Source organism: Roseobacter cerffii, from assembly GCF_054226325.1.
Window position 1 is genome coordinate 1,239,757 of sequence record NZ_CM135757.1, and the last position, 25,432, is coordinate 1,265,188.

The 25,432-nt window shown below is 64.4% G+C and carries 25 protein-coding genes; 18 read left to right on the forward strand and 7 right to left on the reverse strand.

Annotated elements, in window-relative coordinates:
- Positions 1–27: 27 nt before the first annotated feature.
- Together ACVC7O_RS06055 and ACVC7O_RS06060 are read right to left on the reverse strand one after the other, a co-directional pair.
- Positions 28–429 (reverse strand): MerR family transcriptional regulator, encoded by a 402-nt coding sequence (locus ACVC7O_RS06055; RefSeq protein WP_458325189.1) that lies wholly within the window; start codon positions 427–429, stop codon positions 28–30.
- Positions 430–644: 215 nt separating this feature from the next.
- A complete protein-coding gene (locus ACVC7O_RS06060; protein ID WP_458325190.1) occupies positions 645–1,019 on the reverse strand; it encodes a MerR family transcriptional regulator in 375 nt (124 codons plus the stop codon).
- A gap of 131 nt (positions 1,020–1,150) precedes the next feature.
- On the opposite strand from ACVC7O_RS06060, the gene ACVC7O_RS06065 reads away from it, so the two are divergent.
- The 3 genes from ACVC7O_RS06065 to ACVC7O_RS06075 are packed head-to-tail and all read left to right on the forward strand — an operon-like array spanning position 1,151 to position 3,412.
- Positions 1,151–1,573: a PaaI family thioesterase gene (locus tag ACVC7O_RS06065; RefSeq protein WP_458325191.1), complete on the forward strand. Its 423-nt coding sequence runs from the start codon at positions 1,151–1,153 to the stop codon at positions 1,571–1,573.
- A complete protein-coding gene (locus ACVC7O_RS06070) occupies positions 1,570–2,085 on the forward strand; it encodes a PaaI family thioesterase (protein WP_458325192.1) in 516 nt (171 codons plus the stop codon). Before ACVC7O_RS06065 ends, ACVC7O_RS06070 begins: the two co-directional genes overlap by 4 nt.
- Positions 2,078–3,412, forward strand: coding sequence for an MATE family efflux transporter (locus tag ACVC7O_RS06075; protein ID WP_458325193.1), 1,335 nt, complete (start codon positions 2,078–2,080; stop codon positions 3,410–3,412). Before ACVC7O_RS06070 ends, ACVC7O_RS06075 begins: the two co-directional genes overlap by 8 nt.
- On the opposite strand, the gene ACVC7O_RS06080 is transcribed toward ACVC7O_RS06075, so the two are convergent.
- Together ACVC7O_RS06080 and ACVC7O_RS06085 are read right to left on the reverse strand one after the other, a co-directional pair.
- Positions 3,409–4,407 carry a quinone-dependent dihydroorotate dehydrogenase gene (locus ACVC7O_RS06080; protein WP_458326044.1) on the reverse strand — a complete coding sequence of 333 codons (999 nt, stop codon included), beginning with the start codon at positions 4,405–4,407 and terminating at the stop codon, positions 3,409–3,411. The two genes, ACVC7O_RS06075 and ACVC7O_RS06080, sit on opposite strands and share 4 nt — an antisense overlap.
- A 41-nt stretch (positions 4,408–4,448) precedes the next feature.
- A complete protein-coding gene (locus ACVC7O_RS06085) occupies positions 4,449–4,799 on the reverse strand; it encodes a DUF952 domain-containing protein (protein ID WP_458325194.1) in 351 nt (116 codons plus the stop codon).
- Positions 4,800–4,998: 199 nt separating this feature from the next.
- On the opposite strand from ACVC7O_RS06085, the gene ACVC7O_RS06090 reads away from it, so the two are divergent.
- Entirely contained in the window at positions 4,999–6,558 is a 1,560-nt protein-coding gene (locus tag ACVC7O_RS06090) for a bifunctional metallophosphatase/5'-nucleotidase (RefSeq protein ID WP_458325195.1), read from the forward strand.
- 47 nt (positions 6,559–6,605) lie between these two features.
- On the opposite strand, the gene ACVC7O_RS06095 is transcribed toward ACVC7O_RS06090, so the two are convergent.
- Together ACVC7O_RS06095 and ACVC7O_RS06100 are read right to left on the reverse strand one after the other, a co-directional pair.
- Positions 6,606–6,929, reverse strand: a complete 324-nt coding sequence (locus ACVC7O_RS06095) for a cupredoxin domain-containing protein (protein WP_458325196.1) — start codon at positions 6,927–6,929, stop codon at positions 6,606–6,608.
- 233 nt (positions 6,930–7,162) lie between these two features.
- A complete protein-coding gene (locus ACVC7O_RS06100) occupies positions 7,163–8,053 on the reverse strand; it encodes a LysR substrate-binding domain-containing protein (RefSeq protein ID WP_458325197.1) in 891 nt (296 codons plus the stop codon).
- Positions 8,054–8,155: 102 nt separating this feature from the next.
- Here ACVC7O_RS06100 and ACVC7O_RS06105 point away from each other — a divergent pair, with 102 nt between their 5' ends.
- Both ACVC7O_RS06105 and ACVC7O_RS06110 read left to right on the forward strand, forming a co-directional pair.
- A complete protein-coding gene (locus tag ACVC7O_RS06105; protein WP_458325198.1) occupies positions 8,156–9,379 on the forward strand; it encodes an acyl-CoA dehydrogenase in 1,224 nt (407 codons plus the stop codon).
- Between the two features lie 95 nt (positions 9,380–9,474).
- Entirely contained in the window at positions 9,475–11,646 is a 2,172-nt protein-coding gene (locus ACVC7O_RS06110) for a thiamine pyrophosphate-dependent enzyme (RefSeq protein WP_458325199.1), read from the forward strand.
- Here ACVC7O_RS06110 and ACVC7O_RS06115 read toward each other — a convergent pair.
- Complete coding sequence (locus ACVC7O_RS06115; protein ID WP_458325200.1) at positions 11,638–12,594, reverse strand: ester cyclase; 957 nt, start codon at positions 12,592–12,594, stop codon at positions 11,638–11,640. The genes ACVC7O_RS06110 and ACVC7O_RS06115 overlap by 9 nt on opposite strands.
- 157 nt (positions 12,595–12,751) lie before the next feature.
- On the opposite strand from ACVC7O_RS06115, the gene ACVC7O_RS06120 reads away from it, so the two are divergent.
- The 12 genes from ACVC7O_RS06120 (at position 12,752) to ACVC7O_RS06175 (ending at position 25,427) form a co-directional block, all read left to right on the forward strand.
- Positions 12,752–13,831, forward strand: coding sequence for an ABC transporter ATP-binding protein (locus ACVC7O_RS06120; RefSeq protein WP_458325201.1), 1,080 nt, complete (start codon positions 12,752–12,754; stop codon positions 13,829–13,831).
- Between the two features lie 84 nt (positions 13,832–13,915).
- Positions 13,916–15,133 carry an ABC transporter substrate-binding protein gene (locus ACVC7O_RS06125; RefSeq protein WP_458325202.1) on the forward strand — a complete coding sequence of 406 codons (1,218 nt, stop codon included), beginning with the start codon at positions 13,916–13,918 and terminating at the stop codon, positions 15,131–15,133.
- A gap of 126 nt (positions 15,134–15,259) precedes the next feature.
- Positions 15,260–16,285 carry a carbohydrate ABC transporter permease gene (locus tag ACVC7O_RS06130; RefSeq protein WP_458325203.1) on the forward strand — a complete coding sequence of 342 codons (1,026 nt, stop codon included), beginning with the start codon at positions 15,260–15,262 and terminating at the stop codon, positions 16,283–16,285.
- The gene (locus ACVC7O_RS06135; RefSeq protein ID WP_458325204.1) at positions 16,285–17,442 is read left to right on the forward strand and encodes a carbohydrate ABC transporter permease; all 1,158 of its coding nucleotides are present in this window, start codon (positions 16,285–16,287) and stop codon (positions 17,440–17,442) included. Before ACVC7O_RS06130 ends, ACVC7O_RS06135 begins: the two co-directional genes overlap by 1 nt.
- Positions 17,443–17,567: 125 nt before the next feature.
- Positions 17,568–18,098: an ester cyclase gene (locus ACVC7O_RS06140; RefSeq protein ID WP_458325205.1), complete on the forward strand. Its 531-nt coding sequence runs from the start codon at positions 17,568–17,570 to the stop codon at positions 18,096–18,098.
- Positions 18,099–18,110: 12 nt separating this feature from the next.
- A complete protein-coding gene (gene hisD, locus ACVC7O_RS06145) occupies positions 18,111–19,439 on the forward strand; it encodes a histidinol dehydrogenase (RefSeq protein WP_458325206.1) in 1,329 nt (442 codons plus the stop codon).
- A gap of 85 nt (positions 19,440–19,524) precedes the next feature.
- Positions 19,525–20,574, forward strand: a complete 1,050-nt coding sequence (locus ACVC7O_RS06150; RefSeq protein WP_458325207.1) for an ester cyclase — start codon at positions 19,525–19,527, stop codon at positions 20,572–20,574.
- Positions 20,571–21,332 (forward strand): SDR family NAD(P)-dependent oxidoreductase, encoded by a 762-nt coding sequence (locus ACVC7O_RS06155; RefSeq protein ID WP_458325208.1) that lies wholly within the window; start codon positions 20,571–20,573, stop codon positions 21,330–21,332. The genes ACVC7O_RS06150 and ACVC7O_RS06155 overlap by 4 nt, the downstream gene beginning before the upstream one ends.
- On the forward strand, positions 21,332–22,348 hold the full coding sequence (locus ACVC7O_RS06160) for a LacI family DNA-binding transcriptional regulator (RefSeq protein ID WP_458325209.1): 1,017 nt from the start codon (positions 21,332–21,334) through the stop codon (positions 22,346–22,348). The genes ACVC7O_RS06155 and ACVC7O_RS06160 overlap by 1 nt, the downstream gene beginning before the upstream one ends.
- A complete protein-coding gene (locus ACVC7O_RS06165; RefSeq protein ID WP_458325210.1) occupies positions 22,345–23,319 on the forward strand; it encodes a nuclear transport factor 2 family protein in 975 nt (324 codons plus the stop codon). Before ACVC7O_RS06160 ends, ACVC7O_RS06165 begins: the two co-directional genes overlap by 4 nt.
- Positions 23,320–23,457: 138 nt before the next feature.
- Positions 23,458–24,423, forward strand: a complete 966-nt coding sequence (locus ACVC7O_RS06170; RefSeq protein WP_458325211.1) for a cupin domain-containing protein — start codon at positions 23,458–23,460, stop codon at positions 24,421–24,423.
- Complete coding sequence (locus ACVC7O_RS06175; protein WP_458325212.1) at positions 24,411–25,427, forward strand: hypothetical protein; 1,017 nt, start codon at positions 24,411–24,413, stop codon at positions 25,425–25,427. Before ACVC7O_RS06170 ends, ACVC7O_RS06175 begins: the two co-directional genes overlap by 13 nt.
- The last annotated feature ends 5 nt before the right edge of the window (positions 25,428–25,432 follow it).

Consider the following 25,432-nt stretch of genomic DNA (forward strand, 5'->3'; position numbering starts at 1 on the left):
CTCTCCCTGAAAGCGTGATGGCGTAATCTATTCGGCGGCGCTGCGGGGTGCGCGCAAGGAGGTCAGCATCTCTTCCCCCCATTTTAGTTGTTCGGTCAGCTCGGCAATCGCCTCGTTGAGCGCGTCGCGCTGGCTGACCAGATCGGCGAGCCGGTCGCGCGCAACCTCATAGGTGCGCTCCAGCTGGGTCTGCTGCTGGTCGCCCATGTCGTAAAGGTCGAGCAGCTGGCGGATTTCCTCGAGGCTGAAGCCGAACTTCTTGCCGCGCAGGATCAGCTTGAGCCGGGCCCGGTCACGGCGCGTGAAAAGGCGCTTCTGCCCTTCGCGGATCGGGAACAACAGCTCTTTCGACTCGTAAAAGCGTAAGGTGCGCGGCGTGACATCGAAGGCGTCACACATCTCGCGGATGGTCATGATTTCGTCGGTCATCGTCTTCACTCTTCTCACATCGGAACGCGGCACAAATATGAACTGGGGGTCCAGCTACAACACGAGGTAACGTTTACGTAACCCGAACGTCACGTCACTTTGGCACCTGCCATTGCGGAAGCCCAGAAGCACGTGGCGTCACATTGCTGACGCGTGGGGCGTCGCGCGCCCGATGTGCGAGAATCCGCCCGTGCAAGCGGTTTGGATGCCGGGTTTCAGCTCTTGCCGATCTCTCCGGCCACAGAATCGCGCAGGTCCTGCAGCTCCTGCATGGCCTCGTCGAGCTGGCGGCGCTGTTCGGCCAGTTCCTTGAGCTGCCCATCTGCCAGATCCACCCAGGCTTCCATCTGCGCCGAGGTGCCCTCGTTCTCGTAGATCAGCAACCATTGCCGGATGTCTTCCAGCTGGAAGCCGAACTTGCGCCCGCGCAGGATCAGCTTCATGCGCGCGCGTTCGCGGGGGCCGTAGAATCGCGCCCGGCCTTCCCGGTCAGGCTGCAGCAATTCGATGTACTCATAATACCTGAGCGTACGCGGTGTTACGTCGAATTCGGTGCACATCTCTTTGAACGTCAGGCGCTGGTCTGCCATACGAAGTCTCTCCCTGAGACCCAAGCTAGGCCGCACATTCCCCAAGCGCAACCGCAGGTCTTGCTCTCGCCGGTGCGATGCGTTGATAAAGGGGCAGTGAAGTCCGGGCTGCGCCCGATGGAGACGCCCCCATGGCCACAAAAACCGATATCGCCCGGCAGTTTATCGAAGCCATTCCGCACAGCAAGGCGCTGGGCATGCGCCTCACCGAAATGGGTGAGGGCGAAGCGATGATCGAGATGCCATACGATGAAAAGCTGGTCGGCGATCCCGAGACGGGCGTGATTCACGGCGGGGCCGTGTCGGCGCTGATGGACACCTGCTGCGGGGCGGCGGTGATGAGCCATCCGGGCAACCCCGGTGGCACCGCGACCATCGATCTGCGCATCGACTACATGCGCGCGGCCACGCCCGGGCAGGCGATCACGGCCAAGGCCACCTGCTATCATGTGACCCGCACCGTGGCCTTCGTGCGCGCCACCGCGACGGATGAGGATACCGACAACCCGGTCGCTGCGGCCACGGGCGCCTTCACCGTGGAGGGCACCCGATGAAGGCGCCGCGCCGAAAGCCGGAGCCGGTCCAGGTCATCAAGCAACGCCGCGACGCGACCCTGCGCGCGCTGGTCGAAGGCGTGCCCTATATCCAGTATCTCGGCATGCAGTTCGAGCGCAAAGGCGACGAGCTCACCGGTGTTCTGCCCTTTGATCAGAAGCTCATCGGCAACCCGATGCTGCCGGCGATCCACGGCGGGGTCACCGCGGCGTTCCTCGAGGTCACCGCGATCATCACCCTGAGCTGGACATACCTCTGGGAAGACGTGGAATCGGGTGCCATCGACACCGCCACGCTGGAAGCGGGCGGCTTGCCGCGCTTGCCGAAAACAATCGATATATCAACGGACTACCTGCGCTCCGGCCTGCCGCGCGACGCCTATGCCCGGGCACGGATCAACCGCTCGGGCCGGCGCTACGCCTCCGTGCATGTGGAGGCCTGGCAGGACAACCGCAACCGCCTCTTTGCGCAGGCCACCGGGCACTTCCTGATGCCGCAACGGCGTGAGTGAGATCACCCAGGTCACGCCCGTCGGGGTCACCCACGCCCGTGTTCTGAAGATTGCCCTGCCCATCGTGCTGTCAAACGCGACCGTGCCGATCCTGGGGGCGGTCGATGTGGGAGTCGTGGGCCAGATGGGCGAGGCGGCACCCATCGGTGCGGTGGCCCTTGGCGCGATCATCCTGTCGACCATCTACTGGATCTTCGGCTTTCTGCGCATGGGCACCGTGGGCCTTGTGGGCCAGGCCGAAGGGGCAGGGGACAGCGCCGAAGTCTCGGCCTGGCTGACGCGCGCGCTTCTGGTGGGGCTGGTCGGCGGTATGGCCCTGATCCTGCTGCAACCGCTGATCATCTGGGCCGGGCTGGCCCTGGCGGGCGCCAGTGACGAGGTCACCAGCCTTGCCTGGTCCTACCTCACCATCCGCATCTGGACGGCCCCCGCGGCCATCGCGATCTTTGCGCTGACCGGCTGGCTGGTTGCGATGGAGCGCACCGCGGGCGTCTTCTGGGTGCAGCTGGTCATGAACGGTGTCAACATCGTGCTGGACCTGCTCTTCGTGCTGGTCTTCGACTGGGGTGTGCAGGGGGTTGCCATCGCCACGGCGATTGCCGAGCTGACCGGGGCGGCACTCGGGCTGTGGTTCTGCCGCGCGGCCTTTGCCAGGCCCGACTGGCGCGATTGGCCGCGCATCTTCGACCGCGCCAAACTCATCCGCATGGCGCTCCTGAACACCGACATCCTGCTGCGATCGGCGATGCTGATGATCATCTTTTCGTCATTCGTCTTCATCGGCGCGCGCTTTGGCGATGTGACGCTGGCGGCCAATGAGGTGCTGATCCAGTTCATGTATGTCACGGCTTACGCGATGGACGGTTTCGCCTTCGCCGCCGAGACGCTGATCGCGCGCGCCTTTGGCCAGCGCAACCGGGCCCATGTGCGGCGCGCGGCCCTTCTGACCTCGCTCTGGGGCCTCGTGGTCTGTGTGACGACGGCGGCGGCTTTTGCATTCTCGGGCGGCTGGATCATCGATCTGATGGCCAAGAACGCCGAGGTGCAGCAGACCGCGCGCGACTTCCTGCCTTACATGATCGTGGCGCCGCTGATCGGCTGTGCCGCCTGGATGTTCGATGGCATCTTCATCGGCGCCACCCGCAGCAAGGACATGCGCAACATGATGGCGCTGAGCTTTGTGGTCTACTGGTTGTCGATTGCGCTGCTGCTGCCGAGCTTCGGCAACCACGGGCTGTGGCTCGCGCTGCTGATCTCCTTCGTCGCGCGCGGGGTGACGCTGGGCCTGCGCTATCCCGCGCTCGAGGCGGCGGCTGAAGGGGCCTAGAGCCAGTCCGCCCGGCCTGTGCCCACCGCCTCGGCGACATTGGAAAACCCGTCGCGCGTGAGCAGATCGTCGAGACCCCGGGCAATCTCCCTGACCAATGACAGCCCGCCGTAGACCAGCGCGGTATAGAGCTGCACTGCCGAAGCACCTGCCCTGATCTTGGCATAGGCCTGCGCGGCGGAGCTGACGCCACCGACGCCGATCAGCGGGATGTCGGTCTGTGCGGACAGCTGTGCGAGCACGCGCGTGGACCGCTCAAAGAGCGGCTGGCCCGACAGCCCGCCCGCTTCCTGCGCATGGCGGCTTCTCAGCCCGTCGCGCGACAGGGTGGTGTTGGTGGCGATGATGGCAGCGACACCGGCGTTGCGCGCGACGGCGGCGATATCGGCAATCTCGGCGTCGGTCAGATCGGGGGCAATCTTCAGGAACACGGGCGTGTCGCCGCGCACCTGCATCACCCCGTCCAGCAGCGCCGCGAGGGCCGCCGACCCCTGCAACTCGCGCAGCTTCTCGGTGTTGGGGGAGGAGACGTTCACCGTGGCGAAATCGACCACTTTGCAAAGATGCGCCATGACCTTTGCAAAGTCTGCAGCGCGATCCGCGCTGGTCTTGTTGGCGCCAAGGTTCAGACCCACCGGCACGGGGGCCGGCGCGGCCTCCAGCCGGGCGCCGATCACCTCCATGCCGTCGTTGTTGAAGCCAAAGCGGTTGATCGCGGCGGCATCTTCGGCGAGCCGGAAGAGCCGGGGCTTGGGGTTGCCGGGCTGGGCGCGCGGTGTGGCAGCACCCACTTCCAGAAATCCAAAGCCTGCGCGGCCAAGCGGCGCGATGGCCTCGGCGTTCTTGTCAAAGCCTGCGGCCAGACCCACCGGGTTGGGCAAGGCCAGCCCTGCAAGAGTGGTCTTGAGGCGGTCGGAGGTGACGGGCCCCGGCGTGGGCGCAAGCCCGCTGCGCAGGGCTTTCAGGGCGAGGCCATGGGCTGCTTCCGGATCCATCCGACGCAGGACGGAAAGCCCCAGCCGCTCCAGCGGTCGGCTCACGCGCTGGCCTCGTCCAATCCGGGCGGAAACTGGTGCACACCCTCTTGCAGCGGCAAGGGCTGGGCCCAGACCACATCGTCCATCCGCAGAACCCGGTAGAGGTGCGGAAAGAGCTGGTCCCCGCGCGAGACCTCCCATTTCAGATCATGGCCAAGCGCGTCGGCCTCGACCGCAAGCAGCATGAGGTCGTCTTCACCAGCAAAATGCTTGGCCGCCGTCGCTGCCGCTTGCGCGGCGGTGGAGAAATGCACATAGCCGTCGGCCACGTCGATGGGCGCGCCGGTGGTTTCGCCCGCAGCGCGCAGGGCGGCCCATTCCTCGGCCCGGAAAATCTTGAAAATCAACATGGGGCGGGTGTGCCTGCCCTGGCGCGTGACGTCAAGCCGGGGTGGCCTGAAAGCCCACCCCACCTGCCTGGCCCGCTGTCGCGCTTTTCAGCACCGGCGCGCGTTGACGCATCGGCAGGCCCGCCCGGGCCCAACCAGCCTTTGACAGTCCCAATCGCGCGCGTCACGATACTGTTACAAATCTCAAAGGGGAGACACCATGAACCGATTCCTCACCGCCACCGCGGTCCTTGCGCTGAGCGCCGGGATGGCGTCCGCGGAGTATACGCTGCACATCCTGCACACCAACGACATGCACAGCCGCATCGAGTCGATCAACAAGTACGACTCGACCTGCAATGCCGAGGGCGAGGCGGAGGGCAGCTGCTTTGGCGGTGTGGCCCGCGTGAAAACCGCCATCGACCAGAAGCGCGCCGAGCTCGAAGGCCAGAACCTGCTCGTGCTCGACGCGGGCGACCCGTTCCAGGGCTCGCTCTTCTATTCGACCTACAAGGGCGCGGCCGAGGCCGAGTTCATGGAGGCCATCGCCTATGACGTGATGGCCGTGGGCAACCACGAGTTCGACGATGGGCCACAGGGGCTCGCCGATTTCATCGAAAAGGTGAGCTTCCCGGTGGTTTCGGGGAACCTTGACCTCAGCGGCGAAGCGCTGCTCGACGGCAAGGTCGAGAACCACGTGGTGCTGGAGGTCGGCGGCCAGAAGATCGGCATCGTCTCGGCACTGGCGACCGATACGGTGGAAACCTCGAGCCCCGGTGAGGGTGTCGTGTTCCAGGACGAGATCGAGGCGCTGAAGGCGGATGTGGCGACACTTGAGGCCGAGGGTGTTGCGATGATCATCGCGCTCAACCACGTGGGTCTGAACAAGGATCTCGACATCGCGGCCAATGTGCCGGGGATCGACGTGGTGATCGGCGGGCACAGCCACACGCTGATGAGCAATGATGACGACGGCACGCCCGCCTATCCGGAAATGGTCGAGGGCACACCGGTGGCCCAGGCCTATGCCTACACCAAATATCTTGGCCATCTGACGGTTACCTTCGATGATGCGGGTGTGGTGACCGCGGCCTCGGGGGATCCGATGCTGCTCGATGCCTCGGTGACCCCAGATGAGGGGTTCACCGCCCGGATCGCCGAGATGGGCGCGCCCATTGAAGAGCTGAAACAGAAGGTCGTGGCCGAAACCGCGAGCGAGATCATCGGCGCGCGCGAGGAGTGCCGCGCCGGGGAATGCGCGATGGGCAATCTCATTGCCGATGCGATGCTCGACCGGGTGAAGGACCAGGGCGTCGAGATCGCGATCCAGAACGGGGGCGGTATCCGTGCCAGCATTGATGCGGGCAAGGTCACCATGGGCGAGGTGCTCACGGTGCTGCCGTTCCAGAACACGCTCAGCACCTTCCAGGTGAGCGGCGCGGCGATGATCGAGGCGCTGGAAAACGGTGTGAGCCAGATCGAGGATGGCGCCGGGCGCTTCCCGCAGGTGGCGGGCATGAGCTATGCCTTCGACGTCAGCCAGCCCGCGGGCAGCCGGGTCAGCGATGTGATGGTGGGCGGTGCACCGATTGATCCAGACAAGGTCTATTCGGTGGTCTCCAACAATTATGTCCGCAATGGCGGGGACGGCTATGCGATGTTCAAGGATGCGCAGAACGCATATGACTTCGGCCCCGACCTCGCGGATGTGACGGCGGAATTCCTCGCAGCCAACGGGCCCTACACGCCCTACACCGACGGGCGCATCACCGCGAAGTAAGGCGATGGTGTGAGCAACAAGCGCGCGGGTGCGACTCGCGCGCTTTTTTATGGGGTGCGCAAACCCACGGGCACGCGCCGCAGATCGAGGCGGCCCTGGATGAGCCCGGTGGTCCAGCCGTGAAAGCGCCCGACCATGTCGGCGTCGATCTGCAGGGCCATCTCGCCGCCCGCGGCAATGGGCGCGCTGGTCCAGAGCGCTTCGGAACTGCTCACTCCATGGGGCCGCCCGCTGGCATTCACAAAGCGCACGATATCGCCGCTGGCAATGTCCACCCGATCGGGAAAATACGCCGATTGCAGGATGATGATCACATGCTCCTCGGCGGCCAGATCATCTGCCGTGAATGGGATCAGTCCAAGGATCAACAAGGCAACTCGTGACACAGATTTGAGCAACACAACAACACTTCCTCGAACCGATCCCACCCAATCGGCAGATGCTTTTGAACTAAATTTGAATTGGGGCTGAAAAGGGCCGCGCCAGTGTCGCCAGAGCGGCATTCGGGCTGCGTACAGAGTGTTTCTAATCCTCGCACAATACACTGAATTCAAACTATTTTCTCGTTAAAGGTGTAGCTGTGCGCGCGGTTTTTCCTTGTGGCCTAAGGGGTTAGGCTGTGCCCTGTAAGCCAGCTGCGGAAGGCACTCAGCGCGGGCGGCTCGGCGCGATCCTCGGGCCAGACCAGGAAGTAGCTGCCGATGCTCTGCGAGGTCTGCTCGGAAGCGAGCACAAGCTGCCCGCTGGCGAGATACGGCTCGGCGAAAAAGGTCGGCAACAGCGCGATGCCGAGCCCGTGAATCGCCGCTTGCGCCATGGTCGCGAACTGGTCGAACATCATGCCGGGCGGCGGTTCGGTCTCATGCCCCAAGGCGCGCAGCCAGCGCGCCCAGCCCCGGGGCCGCGTGTCCAGGTGCAGAAGGTCGAACCTGAGGATATCCCGCGCATCGCGCAGCGGCTCCGCAATCAGACTGGGTGCGCAGACCGGCACGACCGTCTCCGGCAGCAGCGGCAGGTAGCGCACGCCCGGCCAGTCCTCACGCCCGAAGTGAATCGCGGCGTCGAAGGTCGAGCGGCGGAACTCAAAGGGGGCGAGCCGGGTCGAGAGGTTCACCGTCACCTCCGGGTGCTGCCGCGCGAACTCCCGCAGGCGCGGGGCCAGCCAATGCATGCCAAAGGCGGGCAGAATGGCGAGGTTCAGTGGCCCTCCCTCGGCCTCCGTCTGCACCGAGACACCCGCCTGGGCCAAGCGCTGCAGGGTGCCACGCACCTCGCGCACATAATCCTGCCCCTTTGGGGTCAGCACCAGCCCGCGACCCTCCCGGGCCAGCAGCGCCACACCCAACTGCGCCTCCAGCGCCTTCAACTGACGGCTTACGGCGCTTTGGGTCAGCGACAGCTCGGCTGCCGCCAGCGTCGCGCTGCCAAGCCGCGCGACCGCCTCGAAGGCCAGCAGAGCGGTGATCGACGGCAGGTAGCGGCGCGGCAGCGACATATGAGTTTTTCTCATGAATAGCAGGACAAAGCATCGTTAGTCTTTTGCCCGTGCATTTGCAATAATGCCGCCCGAACGCACGCGAGATCAGGAGGAGAGACAATGAACGTTGAAAGCCCGATTCTGAAAACCAAGGACGCGCCCGACCTGGGGGCTTTTGACTGGTCCGATCCCTTTCGCCTGAACGATCAACTGGCCGAAGACGAGCGCATGATCCGCGACAGCGCCCAGTCCTACGCTCAGGAAAAGCTGCAGCCGCGCATCATCGAGGCCTTCGAGAAAGAGACCTGCGCGCCCGAGATTTTCCGCGAGATGGGCGAGATGGGGCTCATGGGCGTGACCTGCCCGGAAGAATACGGCGGTCTGGGCGGCTCTTATGTCTCTTACGGCCTTGTTGCCCGCGAAATCGAGCGTGTGGACAGCGGCTATCGCTCGATGATGTCGGTGCAATCCAGCCTCGTGATCTACCCGATCTATGCCTATGGCTCGGAGGCACAGCGGCAAAAATACCTGCCCAAACTCTGCGCCGGGGATTGGATCGGCTGTTTTGGCCTGACCGAGCCCGACGCGGGCTCGGACCCCGCGGGCATGAAGACGCGGGCCGAGAAAACGGCGACGGGCTATAAGCTCACCGGCTCGAAGATGTGGATTTCCAACGCGCCCATCGCCGATGTCTTCGTGGTCTGGGCGAAGTCCGAGGCGCATGACGGGAAGATCCGCGGGTTCATCCTCGAAAAAGGCATGCCCGGTCTCTCCGCGCCCAAGGTCGGCAACAAGTTGAGCCTGCGCGCCTCGATCACCGGCGAAATTGTCATGGATGGTGTCGAGGTCAGCGAAGACGCGCTGCTGCCGAATGTGCGGGGCTTGAAAGGCCCCTTCGGCTGTCTGAACCGCGCCCGCTACGGCATCAGCTGGGGCACCATGGGGGCGGCCGAATTCTGCTGGCACGCCGCCCGGCAATACGGGCTCGACCGCAAGCAATTCGGCAAGCCGCTTGCTGCGACGCAGCTCTTCCAGAAGAAGCTCGCTGATATGCAAACGGAAATCGCCCTTGGCCTGCAAGCCTCGCTGCAGGTTGGCCGGCTGATGGACACAGCACAGGCCGCGCCCGAGATGATTTCCATCGTCAAGCGCAACAACTGCGGCAAGGCGTTGGAGATCGCGCGCCACGCCCGCGACATGCACGGCGGCAACGGGATTTCCGGCGAGTTCCAGGTGATCCGGCACATGATGAACCTCGAGACGGTGAACACCTATGAGGGCACCCATGACGTGCATGCGCTGATCCTGGGCCGCGCGCAGACCGGGTTGCAGGCGTTTTTCTGAGTGGGTCAGGGGGTTGTCTGCCTCCGCCCTGCGGGCTCCCCCGAGCGTGTTTGACGAACAATGACGGGGGCGGCGTGCTGAAAGAGTGAGGCAGGATGGACCGCGTCCAAATCGTGCATGACAATTTCCTGAGGCGATTGGCGGCGAGAGATTTTCCAACCGGCAAACCACCGCTGGGGTCGCTTGAACCCGCCGAGGCGCGACAGCTCTACCGCGCACAGGTGACCTCTCGCGCGCTCGATATCCAGAGCCGCGCGATGCAGAAGGCGGGGCAGGGGTTCTACACCATCGGTTCCTCCGGGCACGAAGGCATGGCCGCCGTGGCCCATGCGCTGCGGGTCGATGACATCGCCTTTTTGCATTACCGCGATGCCGCCTTCCAGCTGGCGCGCGCCGATCAGGCGGGCCAGCCCGGCATGATGCGCGACATGCTCCTGAGCTTTGCCTGTTCCTCCGAGGACCCGACCAGCGGCGGGCGCCACAAGGTGCTGGGCAGCAGGTCGCTGATGATCCCGCCGCAGACCTCGACCATCGCAAGCCACCTGCCGAAAGCGCTGGGGGCCGCCTACAGCCTCGGGCTCGCCCGTCGCCGTGCGCCCGAGCACCGCGTGCTGCCCGCCGATGGGATTGCGATGGTCAGCTTTGGCGATGCCTCCGTGAACCATTCCACCGCCCAGGGCACGATCAACGCGGCGGGGTGGACCTCGGTGCAGGGCGCGCCGCTGCCGCTGCTGATGGTTTGCGAAGACAATGGCATCGGCATCTCCACTAAGACTCCCACGGGCTGGATCAAGGCCTCGCTGCAACACCGGCCCGGGCTGCGGTATTTCGAGGCCAATGGGCTCGATCTCTTCGAGACATTCGCCGTGGCTTCGGAGGCGGCGAAGTACGTGCGTCACCAGCGCAAACCCGCGATCCTGCACCTCTCCATGGTGCGCCTCTATGGCCATGCGGGGGCGGATGTGGCGACCAGCTATCTGCCGCGCGCGCAGGTTGAGGCGGAGGAGGCGAACGACCCCCTGCTGCACTCCGCGCGCCTGCTGGTCGAGGCCGGTGTGGCCGAGGCGCCCGAACTGGCCGAGATCTACGAGCGCACACTGCAGGATGTCGCCGCCGAAGCGGTGAAGGTCGCAGAGCGCCCGCATCTGAAAACCGCGCCCGACGTCATGTCGAGCCTCATCCCGCCGATACGGGCCTGCGCACCCACCAATGGCCCGGATCCGGAGGCGCGTGCCAACGCTTTCGGCAGCGATGCGGCACAGATGGACAGCCCACAGCCCATGTCGCGCATCCTCAACTGGGCGCTGCACGACCTGATGCTCGCGCACCCCGAGACGCTGATCATGGGCGAAGATGTGGGGCGCAAGGGCGGCGTCTACGGTGTCACGCAGAAGCTGCAGGCGCGGTTCGGCCCGGACCGGGTGATCGACACGCTGCTTGATGAGCAATCGATCCTTGGCCTCGCCATCGGCACCGCGCACAACGGCTTCATTCCGATGCCCGAGATCCAGTTCCTCGCCTATCTGCACAATGCCGAAGACCAGCTGCGCGGCGAGGCGGCGACGCTGCCGTTCTTCAGCCGCGGCCAATGGGCCAACCCGATGGTGTTGCGCATTGCGGGGCTGGGTTATCAGAAGGGGTTCGGCGGGCATTTCCACAATGACAACTCGCTCGCCGTGCTGCGCGATATCCCCGGCATCGTGATTGCCTGCCCCTCCACCGGGGCCGAGGCCGCGTGCATGCTGCGCGAATGTCATCGCCTTGCGCGTGAAGAGCAGCGGGTGTGCGTCTTTGTCGAACCCATCGCCCTCTACCCCATGCGTGATCTGCACGACGCAGCCGATGGCGGCTGGATGACGCGCTACCCCGAGCCTGACCGGCGCACCGCGCTCGGCGAGGTCGGGGTCCACGGCGATGGGGATGTGGCCATCGTGACCTATGGCAACGGGCACTACCTCTCGCGTCAGGCGCAGCAGCTTCTGGCCCAGGACGGGATCGCCACACGGGTCATCGACCTGCGCTGGCTGGCGCCGCTGCCCGAGGCTGCGGTGCTCGAGGCTGTCGCCCCCTGCACCCATGTGCTGATCGTCGACGAATGCCGCCGCACCGGCGGGCAGGCCGAGGCGCTCATGGCGCTTATGGCCGAGCATGGCCGTACCGCCACACGCTATACGGCCGAGGACAGTTTCATCGCCACGGGCCCCGCCTATGCGGCCACGCTGCCGTCACGCGACGGGATCATCGCCGCCGTCAAGGCGCTACTCTAACGCATTCGACCGCGCGATCAGGTCGACGCCCATCTGATCCATCAGGTGCATGTAGTCGAGCAGCACCCAGTTCTCGGCGATCTTGCCGCCCGCGCAGCGATAGAAATCCATCACCCGCAGCGTCAGGTCGCGCCGCGTGGGCGGAACGCCCAGATAGGGGGCCCGATGGGTCATCGTCATCGACGGCCAACCCGATACGGCAGCGTAGTTTCCATCGCCGATCCGGCAATAATGATTGCCGCCCTTGCGGTCCGGAAAGGCGCTCAGAAACGGCGCGCGGTGATCCTTCACGAACCCCTCCCAGCGATAATTCGACCCGATCCCGCAGGGCCCGTACCACATCATATCCTCCGCCCAATACCCATCTGCGCCGGTCTGCCCCTTCGATGCGCCCGTCTCCGGGTCGTAGATATGCAGATCACTGAGCATCGCCTCGACCAGATCCAGGCTCGCACCGCCATCGCCAACCTGCGGCAGCACCCCGTCATGGGTCGCAGGCCCCGGAAACAGCCCCTCGAGCCCCAGCTGACCGCCAAAGGGGTCGCGCCCCGCCTGCCGCATCAGATCCGGCAAATCGAGGATGATTCGCGCCTGGGTTATGCGCCCGTCCTGCACCTGGTAGAACTCTCCGGCGCGCAAAAACGCCAGCCGCCCCGATGGTTTTATGCCGAAAAATGCAGCATCGAAGGTGCCGACATAATGGGTGACCGCGGCAATCCACTGGCCGCCCTCGGCGCGCCGGTTCATCCCGGTGATGAATATTTCGTCTCGCCGATAGACATGGCGGAGCGCTCTGCGCAGCGGGTCGTAAAACCCCTGCACAATCGCCTCGATCCCGGCCAGATCACCCAAAGGATGCGACATTTCAAAGACACAGGTCGGGTGCAGAACCTGCGCGCAGACCTGTCGCAGGGCCGCGTCATCGCCCGTGAGGACAGTGTTTAACAAATCGTGAATCTTGTGCTGGAGATCGGGCATCGGTTGGCATCCTGAGGGTCCGAATTCGGTTTTGCACACGTGTGCAAAAAATCCTTGCCAAGCGTCGCGTGTAATGTCTAGCGTGAATTCAACCTGCAAAACGCAGGGCTGCGACAGCGGGGGATTTATGGCCGAGATTCAACTTCGGAACATCAACAAGCGGTGGGGCAGCTTCGTCGGTGTCGACAACTTCGACCTCACGATCGCCGATCAGGAATTTCTCGTGCTGCTGGGCCCCTCGGGCTGCGGCAAGACCACGACGATGCGCATGATTGCGGGCCTCGAGGACGCCACCGACGGCGAAATCGTCATTGACGGGCGTGTGGTCAACGATCTCGACCCGAAAGACCGCGACGTGGCCATGGTGTTCCAATCCTACGGCCTCTACCCGAACATGAACGTCTACGAAAACATCCGCTTCCCGCTGAAGGTGCGCAAGGTGCCGGAGAGCGAACACGACGCGCGCGTGCGCCGCGCCTCGGCGATGGTCGAGCTCGACGACTTCCTGCACCGCAAACCGGCGGAGCTATCGGGTGGTCAGCGCCAGCGTGTGGCGCTTGCCCGTGCCATCGTGCGCGAGCCCAACGTCTTCCTCATGGATGAACCGCTCTCGAACCTTGATGCCAAGCTGCGCGTCTCGACGCGGGCACAGATCAAGAACCTCAGCCACGAGTTGAAGGTCACGACCGTCTATGTGACCCACGACCAAATCGAAGCGATGACCCTGGCCGACCGTGTCGTGGTGATGAAACAGGGCAAGGTCCAGCAGGTGGGCACGCCCACCGACATCTATGATCACCCCGCCAACACGTTCGTGGCCAGCTTCATTGGCAGCCCGGCGATGAACCTCATGGACGGCGAGATGCTTGGCGGTACTTTCTCGGGCGACAATGTTTCGATCTCGGGGCTGGCGGGTCCCGATGGCCCGGTGACGCTGGGGTTCCGTGCTGAAGATGCCACGCTGGCCGATGGCGCCAGCGGCCAGATCACCGCCCCGATCTACACCATCGAGCTTCTGGGCGATGCGACGATGCTCACGGTGCGCGCCGGCGGCCAGCTGGTCTCGGTGAAGGCGCACAAGGAATTCCGGGCCGAGATCGGCGATATGGTCTCCTTCGCCGTGCCGGTGGGCATCTGCCATCTGTTCGATACCGGTACAGGCCAGCGCATTGCCATCAACGGTGAAGAGAGCGCTGCGATCGCCTGACCTGACACTGCCTCGGGTTCGGGGCCAATCACGAGTGCAGCCTTGCAAGATGCACTCTGCAAAACTGCAAAAGGGAGTTTGCAAATGTTTCTGAAGAAAATCGCACTGGCGGGCGCCGTCTCGCTGCTGGGGAGCGCGGCGCTGGCCTGTTCCTACGAAAATGAGGTGCCGATCAAATCGCTCAGCGCGGGTTTTGAAGCCTGGAAAGCCGTGACCGATGCGATGGCCGAATGCGGCAACTTCCAGGCCGAGCTCGACCAGGAGTTCCGCACCAAACAGCCCGCCGCCTTCGAGGCCAACCCCTCGCTCTATCACATCGGTGGTGTGGCCAACGGCACCATCACGCCGCTGCTGAACGCGGGGACCATCCGCCCGCTGGATGATCTGGTCGAGAAATACGGCGCGAACCTCAAGCCCAACCAGCTCATCCGCATCAACGGTCAGATCATGGCCATCGCGATGATGGTCAACACCCAGCACTTGATGTACCGCTCCGACGTTCTCGCCGATCTTGGCATCGAGACGCCCAGCACCTGGGACGAGGTCTATGCCGCCGCCGCCAAGATCAAGGAGGCCGGTGTCATGGAGTATCCCTTGGGTGCCACCATGAAGTCCGGCTGGAACCTCGCGCAGGAATTCGTGAACATGTACCCCGGCCACGGCGGGAAATTCTTCAATGATGACAACACCACAGCGGTGAATTCCGATGCGGGTCTGGCGTCATTGGAGACGATGAAAGCAGCGCTGGAATTCACCGACCCGGAAGTTCTGGTCAGCGATTCCACCTATGTCCAACAGCAGTTCCAGCAGGGCAAGATCGCCATGGCGAACCTGTGGGCGAGCCGCGCGGGCGCGATGAATGACGAGGCCGAGAGCCAGGTTGTGGGCAAGGTCGCCATGGCCGCCGCGCCCAAGGCCGTGGCCGACGGCGCACCGGCGACCACCCTGTGGTGGGACGGCATCGTGATCGCCAAGAACATCTCGGATGAAGAGGCCGATGCCGCCTTCCGTCTGGCCATGGAAGGTCTCGATGCAGAGACGGTCCAGGGGGCCAATGACGCGGCGATCTGGCTGGTCGATGGCTATCAGCCGACCGAGATTGCCGAGGGTGCCATTGCAACGGCGACGGCCAACCCGGCGCCGCCGGCCTATCCGTCCACAACTCAGATGGGTCTCTTGCACACCGCGCTTGGCAATGAGCTGCCCGCTTTCCTGACCGGCGAGCGGGATGCGTCGGCAACGCTGGCGGCCATCGAAGAGGCCTACACGACCTCCGCCAAGGAAGCGGGCGTCCTCAAGTAAGCTAAAGCTGGTCGGGTTTGCCCGGCCAGCCTTCCCCGGCCCAGGAGTGTGCCAAACGCATCGGATGTGTGTTTTGCAAACTCTTCCCGGCAACTTTGCAAACTGACGTGTCGCGAGGAGACGATCATGAAGTTCAAGACATTCGCTGCCTTCGTCGGCCCTTCGGTCTTCATGATGCTGCTCTTCATCGCGGCCCCGCTTGTCAGTGTTTTCATCCAGAGTTTTCAGGTCACCCAGCCGATCCTCGAACAGGTCGAGGTCGAGACCTGCACGCCCGGGTTCCTGACCCAGACCTGCACGACCGAGGTCAAGACCGTCCCGGTGCTCGATGAGAACGGCAAGACCATCACCGAAACCCAATGGGTCGGTTTGCAGAGCTACAAGAACGTCTTACAGATGAACAAGTTCTGGAGCGCCGTCGGCAACGGCAGCTGGAACGACATGATGCAAATCGACTTCTGGCGCGCCTTGCGCTTCACGCTGACATACACGCTGCTGACCTTGCCCTTGGTTCTTGGTGTGGGTCTGGCGATCGCGATCACCGTGAACAACGCCACCCGATCGATCCGGGGGCCCATCATCTTTGTCTCTCTGCTGCCGTTCATCATCACACCGGTGATCGGTGCGCTCTCAATCTATTGGCTCTTTGTTGGCGACGGTATCCTGACCGCGCTGCTTGAACGCTGGTCCGGCCAGAACATCTCGATGTTCGCGCAGGCCTGGACCATTGAGCTGCTGATGTACATCTACAAGATCTGGAGCTCTGCGCCCTTCGCCTTCGTCATCTTTTATGCGGGGCTGCAGACCGTGAACATGGACACGCTTGAGTCTGCGGTGATCGATGGTGCCAGCCGCTGGGAGCGTCTGCGCCACGTGATCATTCCGCACCTGATGCCGCTCATCGTCTTCATTGCGCTGATCCACCTGATGGACACCTATCGCGAATTCGAGGCCATCGTCGGCTTCCGCAGCCAGGCGCATGTGATCTCGCTGCAATGGCTGACCTATGACTTCATGACACCGGATGACGCAGGCAACCGCGCGATGAGCCGGGCCTCGGCCTCCGCCATGCTGACCATGATCGGGATCGTCCTCCTGCTGATCCTGCCGCTGCGCCGCACCTGGCGCGACCACAAAGGGAGCGCGCACTGATGTCCACCCCCAAGGCCATGCAGCAGTCTGCCGCGCTGCGCTTCTCCTCCGGCGCCTTCCTCGCCTTCTGGTGCCTGCTCGCCGCCTTTCCGATCTTCTGGATCGCGGTGATGAGCTTCAAATCCCCCGTGGACGCCTTCGCCGACAGCCCGTGGGACGTGATCCTTGGCCCGGCCACGCGCGCAAGCGGCGACGGCCTCTCGGTGATCGACATTCTCATCGGCCTCGTCGTGCTCTTTTTCGCCATTCGCTGGGCCTTCACCAAACTGCCCGGGCTGGTCCAGCAATACTGCCCCCGGGGTCTCATTGTGCTGGGCTGGCTGGTTGGCGCGCTGGTCTACGCCATTGTCTTCATCCTGATCTTCTTCGGGCTCTTGCCGCTGATCCTCGGCCCGCTCAACAGCCTCCTCGGCCCGCTTGGGACCCCCGTCATTGGCCTCACCACCGACCACTACGTGGCGGTCTGGGCAGAGAACGAATTCTACCGCAACTTCCTCAACTCCATGCTGGTGACCGCGGGCGTGGTGACCATCTCGCTCACCGTGGGCACGCTCGCAGGCTATGGGCTCGCCCGCTCCGGCTCCAACCTGGCCTTCTGGCTGCTGATCCTCGCGCTGATCTTCCGCGCTCTGCCGCATTCGGTGCTGGTCGCGGGCTACCTGCCGGTCTTCATCAACTCCTCCGAAATCCTGCGCCCGATCTTCGGCGAAGGCGCGCCCACGCTCTATGGCCAGCCCTGGGCGGTGATCGCTGTGCTGGTCTCGATCAACCAGCCCTTCACCATCTGGATGCTGCGCAGTTTCTTCCAGAACATCCCCGCCGAACTGGACGAGGCCGCCCGCGTCGATGGCTGCAGCCACTTCCAGGCCTTCCGCCGCGTGATCATGCCGGTGATGTGGCCGGGTGTGATCACCACCGGGCTCTTCAGCTTCCTTCTGGGATACAACGACTTCCTGGTGACCTCGCTGCTGCTCGATGCGCAGAACCAGACGATGGTTCCGGCAATCGCGGGCTACTTCAACCGCGAAACCACCACCACCGACCAGGTCGAGGCTGTGGCCGCCGCCGTCTCGATCACCGCACCGCTCTTCCTGCTGGTCATGGTGTTCCAGCGCCAGATCGTCTCGGGCCTCACAGCGGGGGCTGTGAAGGGCTGATGAGCAAGCGGTCGAGATCAGGGTTGATGCAACGCCATCCGGCGCTCAACCGGCTGCCACGGGATTTCATCAGCGGAGGCGCGTTCTGAGCATACGCGTTTCCACCTTGATGACAGGAGCACCCGATGAAGGGATCCAGACCAGAGCAGGCCGTGCTGAGCAAAGACACGGATATGAGCAAAACCGAAGCTACCCGCGCCGTGATCGAAGGCATGGTGGACGGGCTGAACGACCACCGCATCGACGACATCGGCGCCTTTTTCAGCGAGAGCTTCCGTTGGATGGGCAACCAGGGCTGCGGCACCAAGACCGGGCTGCGCGCGTTCCAGGACAACTGGCAGCGGCCGTTCCAGGCGGCCTTCTCCGACAAGGTCTGCGTCGACGAGGCGCGGCTTTACATGGGCGAATGGGCGGCGGCCTTCGGGCGGCAGGAGGCGACGCATTCCGGCCCCTTTATGGGCGTGGCGCCCACGGGCAAGCGGGTCGACATTCGGTACATGGATTTCTGGAAGGTGGAGGACGGCAAGATCACCGACAATTGGGTGATGGTCGATTTTCCGCATGTGTTGGCCCAACTGGGTGTGGATGTGTTTCAGGGCGAGGGCTGGGAGGCCTTTGATCGCGGCGAAAAGACCCCGCCGCGCCCCGATCAGTGAGGAGAGAGTGAGATGGCAATCGAGGTTCTGAAACGCGGCAAATCCGACGCCGAACGCGCGGATGATGATGCCAAGACGCGGGCCGCCGTCGAGGCGACACTCGCCGATATCGAGGCGCGCGGCGATGTGGCCGTGCGTGAGCTCAGCGAGAAGTTCGACAGCTATTCGCCCGCGTCCTTCAAGCTCAGCCAGCCCGAGATCGACGACCTGATCGCTCAGCTGTCGCCACGCGAGCTGGAAGACATCAAATTTGCCCAAGAGCAGGTGCGCAACTTTGCCCAGGCCCAGCGGGACTCGATGCTGGACATTGAAGTCGAAACGATGCCGGGCGTGATCCTCGGGCACAAGAACATCCCCGTGCAATCGGTGGGCTGCTATGTGCCCGGCGGCAAGTTCCCCATGGTCGCTTCGGCGCATATGTCCGTGGCCACGGCGAGCGTGGCCAAGGTGCCGCGCATCATCGCCTGCACACCGCCGTTCAAAGGCAAACCGAACCCCGGTGTGATCGCCGCGATGCATCTGGGCGGTGCCCATGAAATCTACGTGATGGGCGGCATTCAGGCGGTGGGGGCGATGGCGCTCGGCACCGAAACGATTGATCCCGTGCATATGATCGTCGGCCCCGGCAATGCCTTTGTGGCCGAGGCCAAACGCCAGCTCTTTGGCCGCGTCGGCATTGATCTCTTCGCTGGACCCACCGAGACGATGGTGATCGCCGATGAAACGGTCGATGCGGAGATGTGTGCCACGGATCTGCTGGGCCAGGCGGAACACGGTTACAATTCGCCCGCGGTGCTGCTCACGAACTCCCGCAAGCTCGCCGAGGAAACACTCGCCGAGATCGAGCGCATCCTCGAAATCCTGCCCACGGCCGAGACGGCGCGTGTGAGCTGGGAGGAGTATGGCGAAGTCATCCTCTGCGACACCTATGACGAGATGCTGCAGGTGGCCGATGACGTGGCTTCCGAGCACGTGCAGGTGATGACCGATCGCGACGACTGGTTCCTCGAGCACATGACTTGCTACGGCGCGCTTTTCCTCGGCCCGCGCACGAATGTGGCCAATGGCGACAAGGTGATCGGCACCAACCACACGCTGCCGACGAAGAAGGCGGGGCGGTACACTGGCGGACTCTGGGTCGGCAAGTTCCTCAAAACCCACAGCTATCAGAAGGTTACGACGGATGCGGCGGCGGCGGAAATCGGCGCCTACGGCTCGCGGCTCTGCATGCTGGAGGGTTTCGTGGGCCACGCCGAGCAATGCAACCTACGGGTCCGGCGCTATGGCGGGGTCAACGTGCCTTACGGTGAGGGGGCGCCTGCAACTGAGGCTGCGGAATGAGCGGGGAGGGCGGGGGCGCCGGGCGGGAGGCAAGCCTCCCGCCCGGCGCCCCCGCCGCCAGCTGCAAGCGGCGTACCCGGACGACATGATGGACCGACAGTCAGACCACAAAGAGATCATCGCCCCGTTGCGCGCGGCGATGTATGATTTTGACCTCGCGCGGGTTCGCGCGGTCTTGCACGATATCTGCGCGCCGGATGTCGCCTTTCGCCTCGCCTTTCCCTTCGAGACCATCACCGGCGTCGACGCTTATGTGGATGCCGTCTACGCGCCGCTTGGCCAAGCTGTCCCGGATCTTGAGCGCCGCGATCACATCGTGATGGCGGGCCCCACGCCGGAAGGTGCCGACTGGGTCGGCTGCGGTGGCTTCTACACCGGCACCTTCCGGGCGTCCTGGCTCGATATCCCGGCGACGGGGCACCTCATGCACATGCGGTTTCACGAGTTCTACCGCTTTGAGCACGGTAGGATCGTCGAGATGCAGGCGCTCTGGGATCTGCCCGAGGTGATGATGCAGGCGCGCGCCTGGCCGATGGCCCCCTCTTTGGGCCGCGAATGGCACATCCCGGGCCCTGCCACCTGCGACGGGCTGGTGCCGGGGCCCTATGATGCGGCGCAGGGGGCGGCCACCTGCCAGCACATCATCGACATGCTGGAGCATCTCAAGCGCCACCCGGCGCAGGGCGGACCGGAGGTCATGGAGATGGAACGCTTCTGGCATCCGCGCATGACCTGGTACGGACCCTCTGGCATCGGCACCGGGCGCGGCATCGAGGGCTTTCGCAAGTGGCACCAGATCCCGTTTCTCAACGGCATGCCGGACCGGGGGCAGTATCTCGACGAGGTGGAGTATCATTTCTTTGGTGACCACAATTATGCCGCCGTGACGGGCTGGCCCGACATGGTCCAGTCGATCACCCATGGAGGCTGGCTGGGGATCGCGCCCACGGGCCAGAAGATCGAGATGCGCTCGCTGGACTTCTGGCGCGTCGAACACGGGCGCATTCGCGAGAACTGGGTGATGGTGGACCTCTTGCACATGTATGATCAGATCGGCGTCGATGTCTTCGCGCGGATGCGCGAGTTCAACAAAGCGCGCACAGGCTTCGACCCCGACACAGGTGTCGCCCTATGAGTGATTTGCCCCGCACCCCGTCCTTTGACCTCAGCGGCAAGCGCGCGCTGGTGACGGGGGCGTCCTCGGGCATCGGCCTCGGCTGTGCAGTCGCATTGGCCGAGGCCGGCGCGCATGTGGTCTGCGCCGCGCGGCGCGCCGAGGTGCTGCAGGAGGCCGTTGATGCCATGGCGGGGCAGGGCTGGTCGGCGGAGGCCATGCCGCTGGATCAGAGCGACACCGCCGCCCTTGCCGGGGCTTTCGAAGACCCCTTCGACATCGTCGTGAACTCCGCGGGTATGGCCCGGCATTCCCCCGCCACGGAGACCACGCCCGAAGACTACGACGCGGTGATGAATCTCAATCTGCGCGGCGCCTATTTCCTTTCGGCCCAAGCCGCCAAGGCGCTGATTGCGGCAGGAAAACCGGGCTCGATCATCCATATCTCCAGCCAGATGGGGCATGTGGGCGGGGTCGACCGCGCGGTCTATTGCGCGAGCAAACACGGGCTCGAAGGCATGGTCAAAGCCATGGCCATCGAATGGGGCAAGGCAGGCATCCGCATCAATACCATCTGCCCCACCTTCATCCGCACACCGCTGAGCCAGGTGACCTTCGACAACCCCGAGCGCCTCGCCTGGATCATGGAGAAGATCAAGCTGCCGCGCGTCGGCGAGGTGGAGGACATCATGGGCGCGGTGCTGTTCCTCGCCTCCGACGCTTCGGCCATGGTCACCGGCACCTCGATGCTGATCGACGGCGGATGGACGGCAGGCTGATGTCCAAGGTGACCTCTCTCGATGTGGCCGAAAAGGCCGGGGTCAGCCGCTCCGCGGTCAGCCGGGTGTTCACCCCCGGCGCCTCGGTCAGCAAAGGCACGGCCGAGAAGGTCCGCAAGGCCGCCGCCGCCCTCGGCTACCGGCCGAACGTGCTCGCACGCTCGCTCATCACCGGGCGCAGCCGCATCATCGGCCTCGTCGTCGCCTACCTCGAAAACCAGTTCTACCCCGAAGCCATCGAGCGTCTCAGCAAGGCGCTGCAGGCCGAAGGCTACCACGTGCTGGTCTTCATGGCCTCGAACGACCACGCGGCCACGCAGATGGTCATCGACGAACTGCTCGACTACCAGGTGGACGCGATCATCGCCGCCTCCGTGGGTCTCTCGAACGATCTCACCCAGCGCTGCGAAGGCCTGGGCATCCCCATCGTGCTCTTCAACCGGCACCAGTATGACGACCGGCTGACCTCCATCGCCTCCGACAATGAGGCCGGCGGGCGCAAGCTTGCCGAGTTCCTGATCGCGGGCGGGCATACCCGCATCGCCCATATCGCCGGATGGGAAGGCGCGTCGACCCAGATCGACCGCGAACGCGGCTTCACCGACGGTCTCAAGGCGGCGGGTCGGTCGCTCTACGCCCGCGCCCTGGGCAACTTCGACTTCGAAACGGCGCAACAGGCCGCCCGCGAGATGTTCGCCCCGAAAGATCGCCCCGATGCCGTCTTTGTCGCCAACGACCACATGGCCTTTGCCGTGATGGACGTGCTGCGCTACGAGCTTGGGCTGCGCGTGCCGCAGGATGTCTCGGTCGTGGGCTATGACGATGTGACCTTGTCGCATTGGCCCAGCTATGATCTGACCACCGTGCGCCAGCCTGCGGGGCGTATGGTCGCCGCCACGGTCGACGCGCTCATGGCCCGACTAAGCGACGCCGACACCGCCCCGCGCCGCATCACGCTCGACGGCCCGCTCATCATCCGCGGCTCCGCCCGCACACCCGAAGGACCCACCTCATGAAAGGCTTCGATCCGAAGTTTCGCGATTTCCCCCATTACATCATCGGCATCACCAAGGAGATCTGGGAGGATCGCGGCATCGCGACCCTGCACCAGTATTACTCCGACGATATCGTCGTGCGCTCGCCCGCCTCGGTTGTGCTGGGCAATGCCAATGTGATCGGGGCGACCATGGCGACGCTCGCCGAGTTTCCCGACCGCACGCTCTTTGGCGAGGATGTGATCTGGTCCGGCACCCCGGAGGAGGGGATGCTCTCCTCGCACAGGCTGCTCAGCACCGCCACCCACGCGCATGATGGCGTCTATGGCAGGGCGACGGGCAAGAAGCTGACCTACCGGATCCTCGCGGACTGTCACGCGATCAACAACCAGATCAACGACGAATGGCTGATCCGCGATCAGGGCGCCATCGTGCGCCAATTGGGTGTGGAGCCGAAAGCCTATGCCGCTGATCTGATCGCTGCGGAAGGTGGCCCCGAGGCCTGCGTGCCGCCGCTCACGCCAGCAACGGATCAGCCCGGACCGTATAAGGGTCGGGGCAATGACAATGAATGGGGTACGAAATACGCGGACATCCTCAGCCGCATCATGGGCGCGGATATGGCGGCGATCCCGGCAGAATACGACCGCGCCTGCCACGTCGAGTACCCCGGAGGCATGACTGGCCACAGCCACGGCGATGTGGATCAGTTCTGGATGGGCCTGCGCGCGTCCTTCCCCGATGCCACCTTCCAGATCGACCACCAGATCGGGCGCGACGATCCGATGATGCCGCCGCGCGCGGCCCTGCGCTGGTCGCTGCACGGGCGCCACTCCGGCTGGGGCCGCTTCGGCGCGCCCACGGGGGCGGAGGTCTATTTACTCGGCATTAGCCACGCGGAATTCGGCCCTTGGGGTCTGCGCCGCGAATATGTCATCTTTGACGAAACCACGATCTGGAAACAGATTCTGCTGCACACCGGAGAGCTCTGATGCCCCGCGCCATGGGCGAATATCAGCGTCGTTTCCACGTCTGGCGGGCGTCCCTGCGCGCGCGCCGTCTCAACCTGCGTCCGCCGGGGACAGGGTGATGTTTCACCCTCATTTCCCATTCAGACAAGGACCAGACCTATGACCCCCCAAGAAATGGAAACCCGCATCGTCCGCTACGGTGACCTGATGCCCTGCAAGACCGCCTTTATCGACGCCCACACCCCCGGATCGGACCAGAAGGAGAACTTCACGATCATCGGCGGCGGCGTCTCCGAAAGCCCCGACCAGCACGTGCACATCTCGATCCCGCATGGCTTTAACATCGGCGCCGCCGGTCAGCCGCCCAAATGCCGCAATAGCTTGCATAGCCACCGCACCGCAGAGGTCTTTTTTGTGCTCAAGGGCCGCTGGCGCTTCTTCTGGGGCCGTTGGGGTGACGCGGGCGAGGTGGTTCTGGAGGAGGGTGATATTTTCAACATCCCCACCGGCATCTTCCGGGGGTTCGAGAACATCGGTGATGACTACGGGATGATCATGGCGATCCTCGGTGGCGATGACGCAGGCGGCGGCGTGATCTGGGCGCCGCAGGTGATCGAGGATGCCGCCGATCACGGGCTGGTGCTCTCGGAAGAGGGCAAGCTCTACGACAGCAAGCAGGGCCAAGCGCTGCCGGAAGGCGTGAAGCCCATGCCGCTGCTCACCGAGGAGGAACTGAAGACCTACCCCGAACCCACCACGGCAGAGGTCATCCCCGGCTATGTGGCGCGCTACTGGGATATGGTGGCATTGGCGGATCGCGCGCCCGCCAAGGTCATCGGGCCCGACGCGATGCTGCGTGACAAGCCAGGTTTTGAGGTCACCCTGATCACCCGAGGCTCGGCCACCGACGCGATGCACAGCCATGACAGACCTTCGGTTCTGATGCCTGTCACCGGCCACTGGAAGGTGACATGGGAGGGCGGCAGCGCCACGCTCGCGCCGGGAGACACGATGTCGATTCCGGAGGGGCTGATGCACAGCGCCGTGCCATCGATGACCGGCGAGGCGGCCCTCTACCACATCGTCGGCACCGACGATCCCGCAGGTCCCACATGGGACGGCTGATCGCGGCTCTCCTCCTGCTGATCTGGCCGCTCACCGCAGCGGCCCAGCAGGTCTGGACCCCCGGCAGCTACGACAACGGGGACTTCTTCTTCGGCACCGCCACGCTGCCGGATTTCTCGGTCTCCCTTTCCTGTGGTGAGCGCTCTCCCATGCGCCCCGACTGGCGTGGCCCGCAAGAATTGCATGCGACCGTGACGGCTCCTGGCGCGATCCAGATGCGCTTTTCCAAACAGGTGCTCGGGCCGCCCCGAGATGAGCTCAGCGCCGAGACCCGTGCTGTGACGATCTTTGCAGGAGGCGGGACCTACCAGCTGCCGCCAGTCGGCTTCAACTACTTCGACGATGCCTGGACGGTGCAGCTGTCGGCTTTCGATCCCTTCTTTCCCGCGCTGACCCAGGCCAATGGCTTTCAGGTCGACAGCCTGCTGGGGCGGGTGAACATCCCGACAACCGGGCTGCAAGGCGCGTGGCTGCAACTCATTGCCTTCTGCGAGGGCAAATTCCGTGACATTGGCATGGGCTGGGGGTCCAGCCCGCCGGGGGCTGCGGGGCCAGCCCCGCAGCCCCCGGCGGGCTCCCCGGCTCAACCCTCCGCGCCCCAGCCGCAAAGCGACGCGATGGTGGAAACCGCCTATACCCACGTCGCCCAGGTCTGCGGCCGTGACCCCGCCACCCTTGGCCCCGGCCACCTGCTCATCGGCAATATCGATGGCGACGGACGCAACGACGTGGTGATCTGGTGGGACGCCATCGACTGCGGCCCGCCCATCCGCCGCCCCGTCTGTGGTGCCGCCCAATGCCTCGTCGAGACCTTCCTCACCGCGGCCTGGTCCGGCACGCCCGAGCAATTCTACGCCTCCTCTGCCAGCGTCGTCCGGGGCTCCAACGGGCTCGATCTTCTGCAAACCACCGGGCGCCTCGCTGTCTGCAACGACCCTGCTGCCCCACCTGACTGCACCTTTTACCACGGCTGGTCGGGTGGGCGGTTTCAACGGCTGAACTGAAGGAT

Excerpts from the sequence above, each read along its gene's own strand:
- ACVC7O_RS06175 (WP_458325212.1), top strand. The coding sequence starts at position 24,411 with ATGGGACGGCTGATCGCGGCTCTCCTCCTGCTGATCTGGCCGCTCACC.
- ACVC7O_RS06070 (WP_458325192.1), top strand. The coding sequence starts at position 1,570 with ATGAAGGCGCCGCGCCGAAAGCCGGAGCCGGTCCAGGTCATCAAGCAA.
- ACVC7O_RS06125 (WP_458325202.1), top strand. The coding sequence starts at position 13,916 with ATGTTTCTGAAGAAAATCGCACTGGCGGGCGCCGTCTCGCTGCTGGGG.
- ACVC7O_RS06165 (WP_458325210.1), top strand. The coding sequence starts at position 22,345 with ATGAAAGGCTTCGATCCGAAGTTTCGCGATTTCCCCCATTACATCATC.
- ACVC7O_RS06155 (WP_458325208.1), top strand. The coding sequence starts at position 20,571 with ATGAGTGATTTGCCCCGCACCCCGTCCTTTGACCTCAGCGGCAAGCGC.
- hisD (WP_458325206.1), top strand. The coding sequence starts at position 18,111 with ATGGCAATCGAGGTTCTGAAACGCGGCAAATCCGACGCCGAACGCGCG.
- ACVC7O_RS06090 (WP_458325195.1), top strand. The coding sequence starts at position 4,999 with ATGAACCGATTCCTCACCGCCACCGCGGTCCTTGCGCTGAGCGCCGGG.
- ACVC7O_RS06055 (WP_458325189.1), bottom strand. The coding sequence starts at position 429 with ATGACCGACGAAATCATGACCATCCGCGAGATGTGTGACGCCTTCGAT.
- ACVC7O_RS06170 (WP_458325211.1), top strand. The coding sequence starts at position 23,458 with ATGACCCCCCAAGAAATGGAAACCCGCATCGTCCGCTACGGTGACCTG.
- ACVC7O_RS06105 (WP_458325198.1), top strand. The coding sequence starts at position 8,156 with ATGAACGTTGAAAGCCCGATTCTGAAAACCAAGGACGCGCCCGACCTG.
- ACVC7O_RS06140 (WP_458325205.1), top strand. The coding sequence starts at position 17,568 with ATGAAGGGATCCAGACCAGAGCAGGCCGTGCTGAGCAAAGACACGGAT.
- ACVC7O_RS06060 (WP_458325190.1), bottom strand. The coding sequence starts at position 1,019 with ATGGCAGACCAGCGCCTGACGTTCAAAGAGATGTGCACCGAATTCGAC.
- ACVC7O_RS06135 (WP_458325204.1), top strand. The coding sequence starts at position 16,285 with ATGTCCACCCCCAAGGCCATGCAGCAGTCTGCCGCGCTGCGCTTCTCC.
- ACVC7O_RS06110 (WP_458325199.1), top strand. The coding sequence starts at position 9,475 with ATGGACCGCGTCCAAATCGTGCATGACAATTTCCTGAGGCGATTGGCG.
- ACVC7O_RS06150 (WP_458325207.1), top strand. The coding sequence starts at position 19,525 with ATGATGGACCGACAGTCAGACCACAAAGAGATCATCGCCCCGTTGCGC.
- ACVC7O_RS06065 (WP_458325191.1), top strand. The coding sequence starts at position 1,151 with ATGGCCACAAAAACCGATATCGCCCGGCAGTTTATCGAAGCCATTCCG.
- ACVC7O_RS06080 (WP_458326044.1), bottom strand. The coding sequence starts at position 4,407 with ATGGATCCGGAAGCAGCCCATGGCCTCGCCCTGAAAGCCCTGCGCAGC.
- ACVC7O_RS06100 (WP_458325197.1), bottom strand. The coding sequence starts at position 8,053 with ATGTCGCTGCCGCGCCGCTACCTGCCGTCGATCACCGCTCTGCTGGCC.
- ACVC7O_RS06160 (WP_458325209.1), top strand. The coding sequence starts at position 21,332 with ATGTCCAAGGTGACCTCTCTCGATGTGGCCGAAAAGGCCGGGGTCAGC.
- ACVC7O_RS06085 (WP_458325194.1), bottom strand. The coding sequence starts at position 4,799 with ATGTTGATTTTCAAGATTTTCCGGGCCGAGGAATGGGCCGCCCTGCGC.
- ACVC7O_RS06120 (WP_458325201.1), top strand. The coding sequence starts at position 12,752 with ATGGCCGAGATTCAACTTCGGAACATCAACAAGCGGTGGGGCAGCTTC.
- ACVC7O_RS06130 (WP_458325203.1), top strand. The coding sequence starts at position 15,260 with ATGAAGTTCAAGACATTCGCTGCCTTCGTCGGCCCTTCGGTCTTCATG.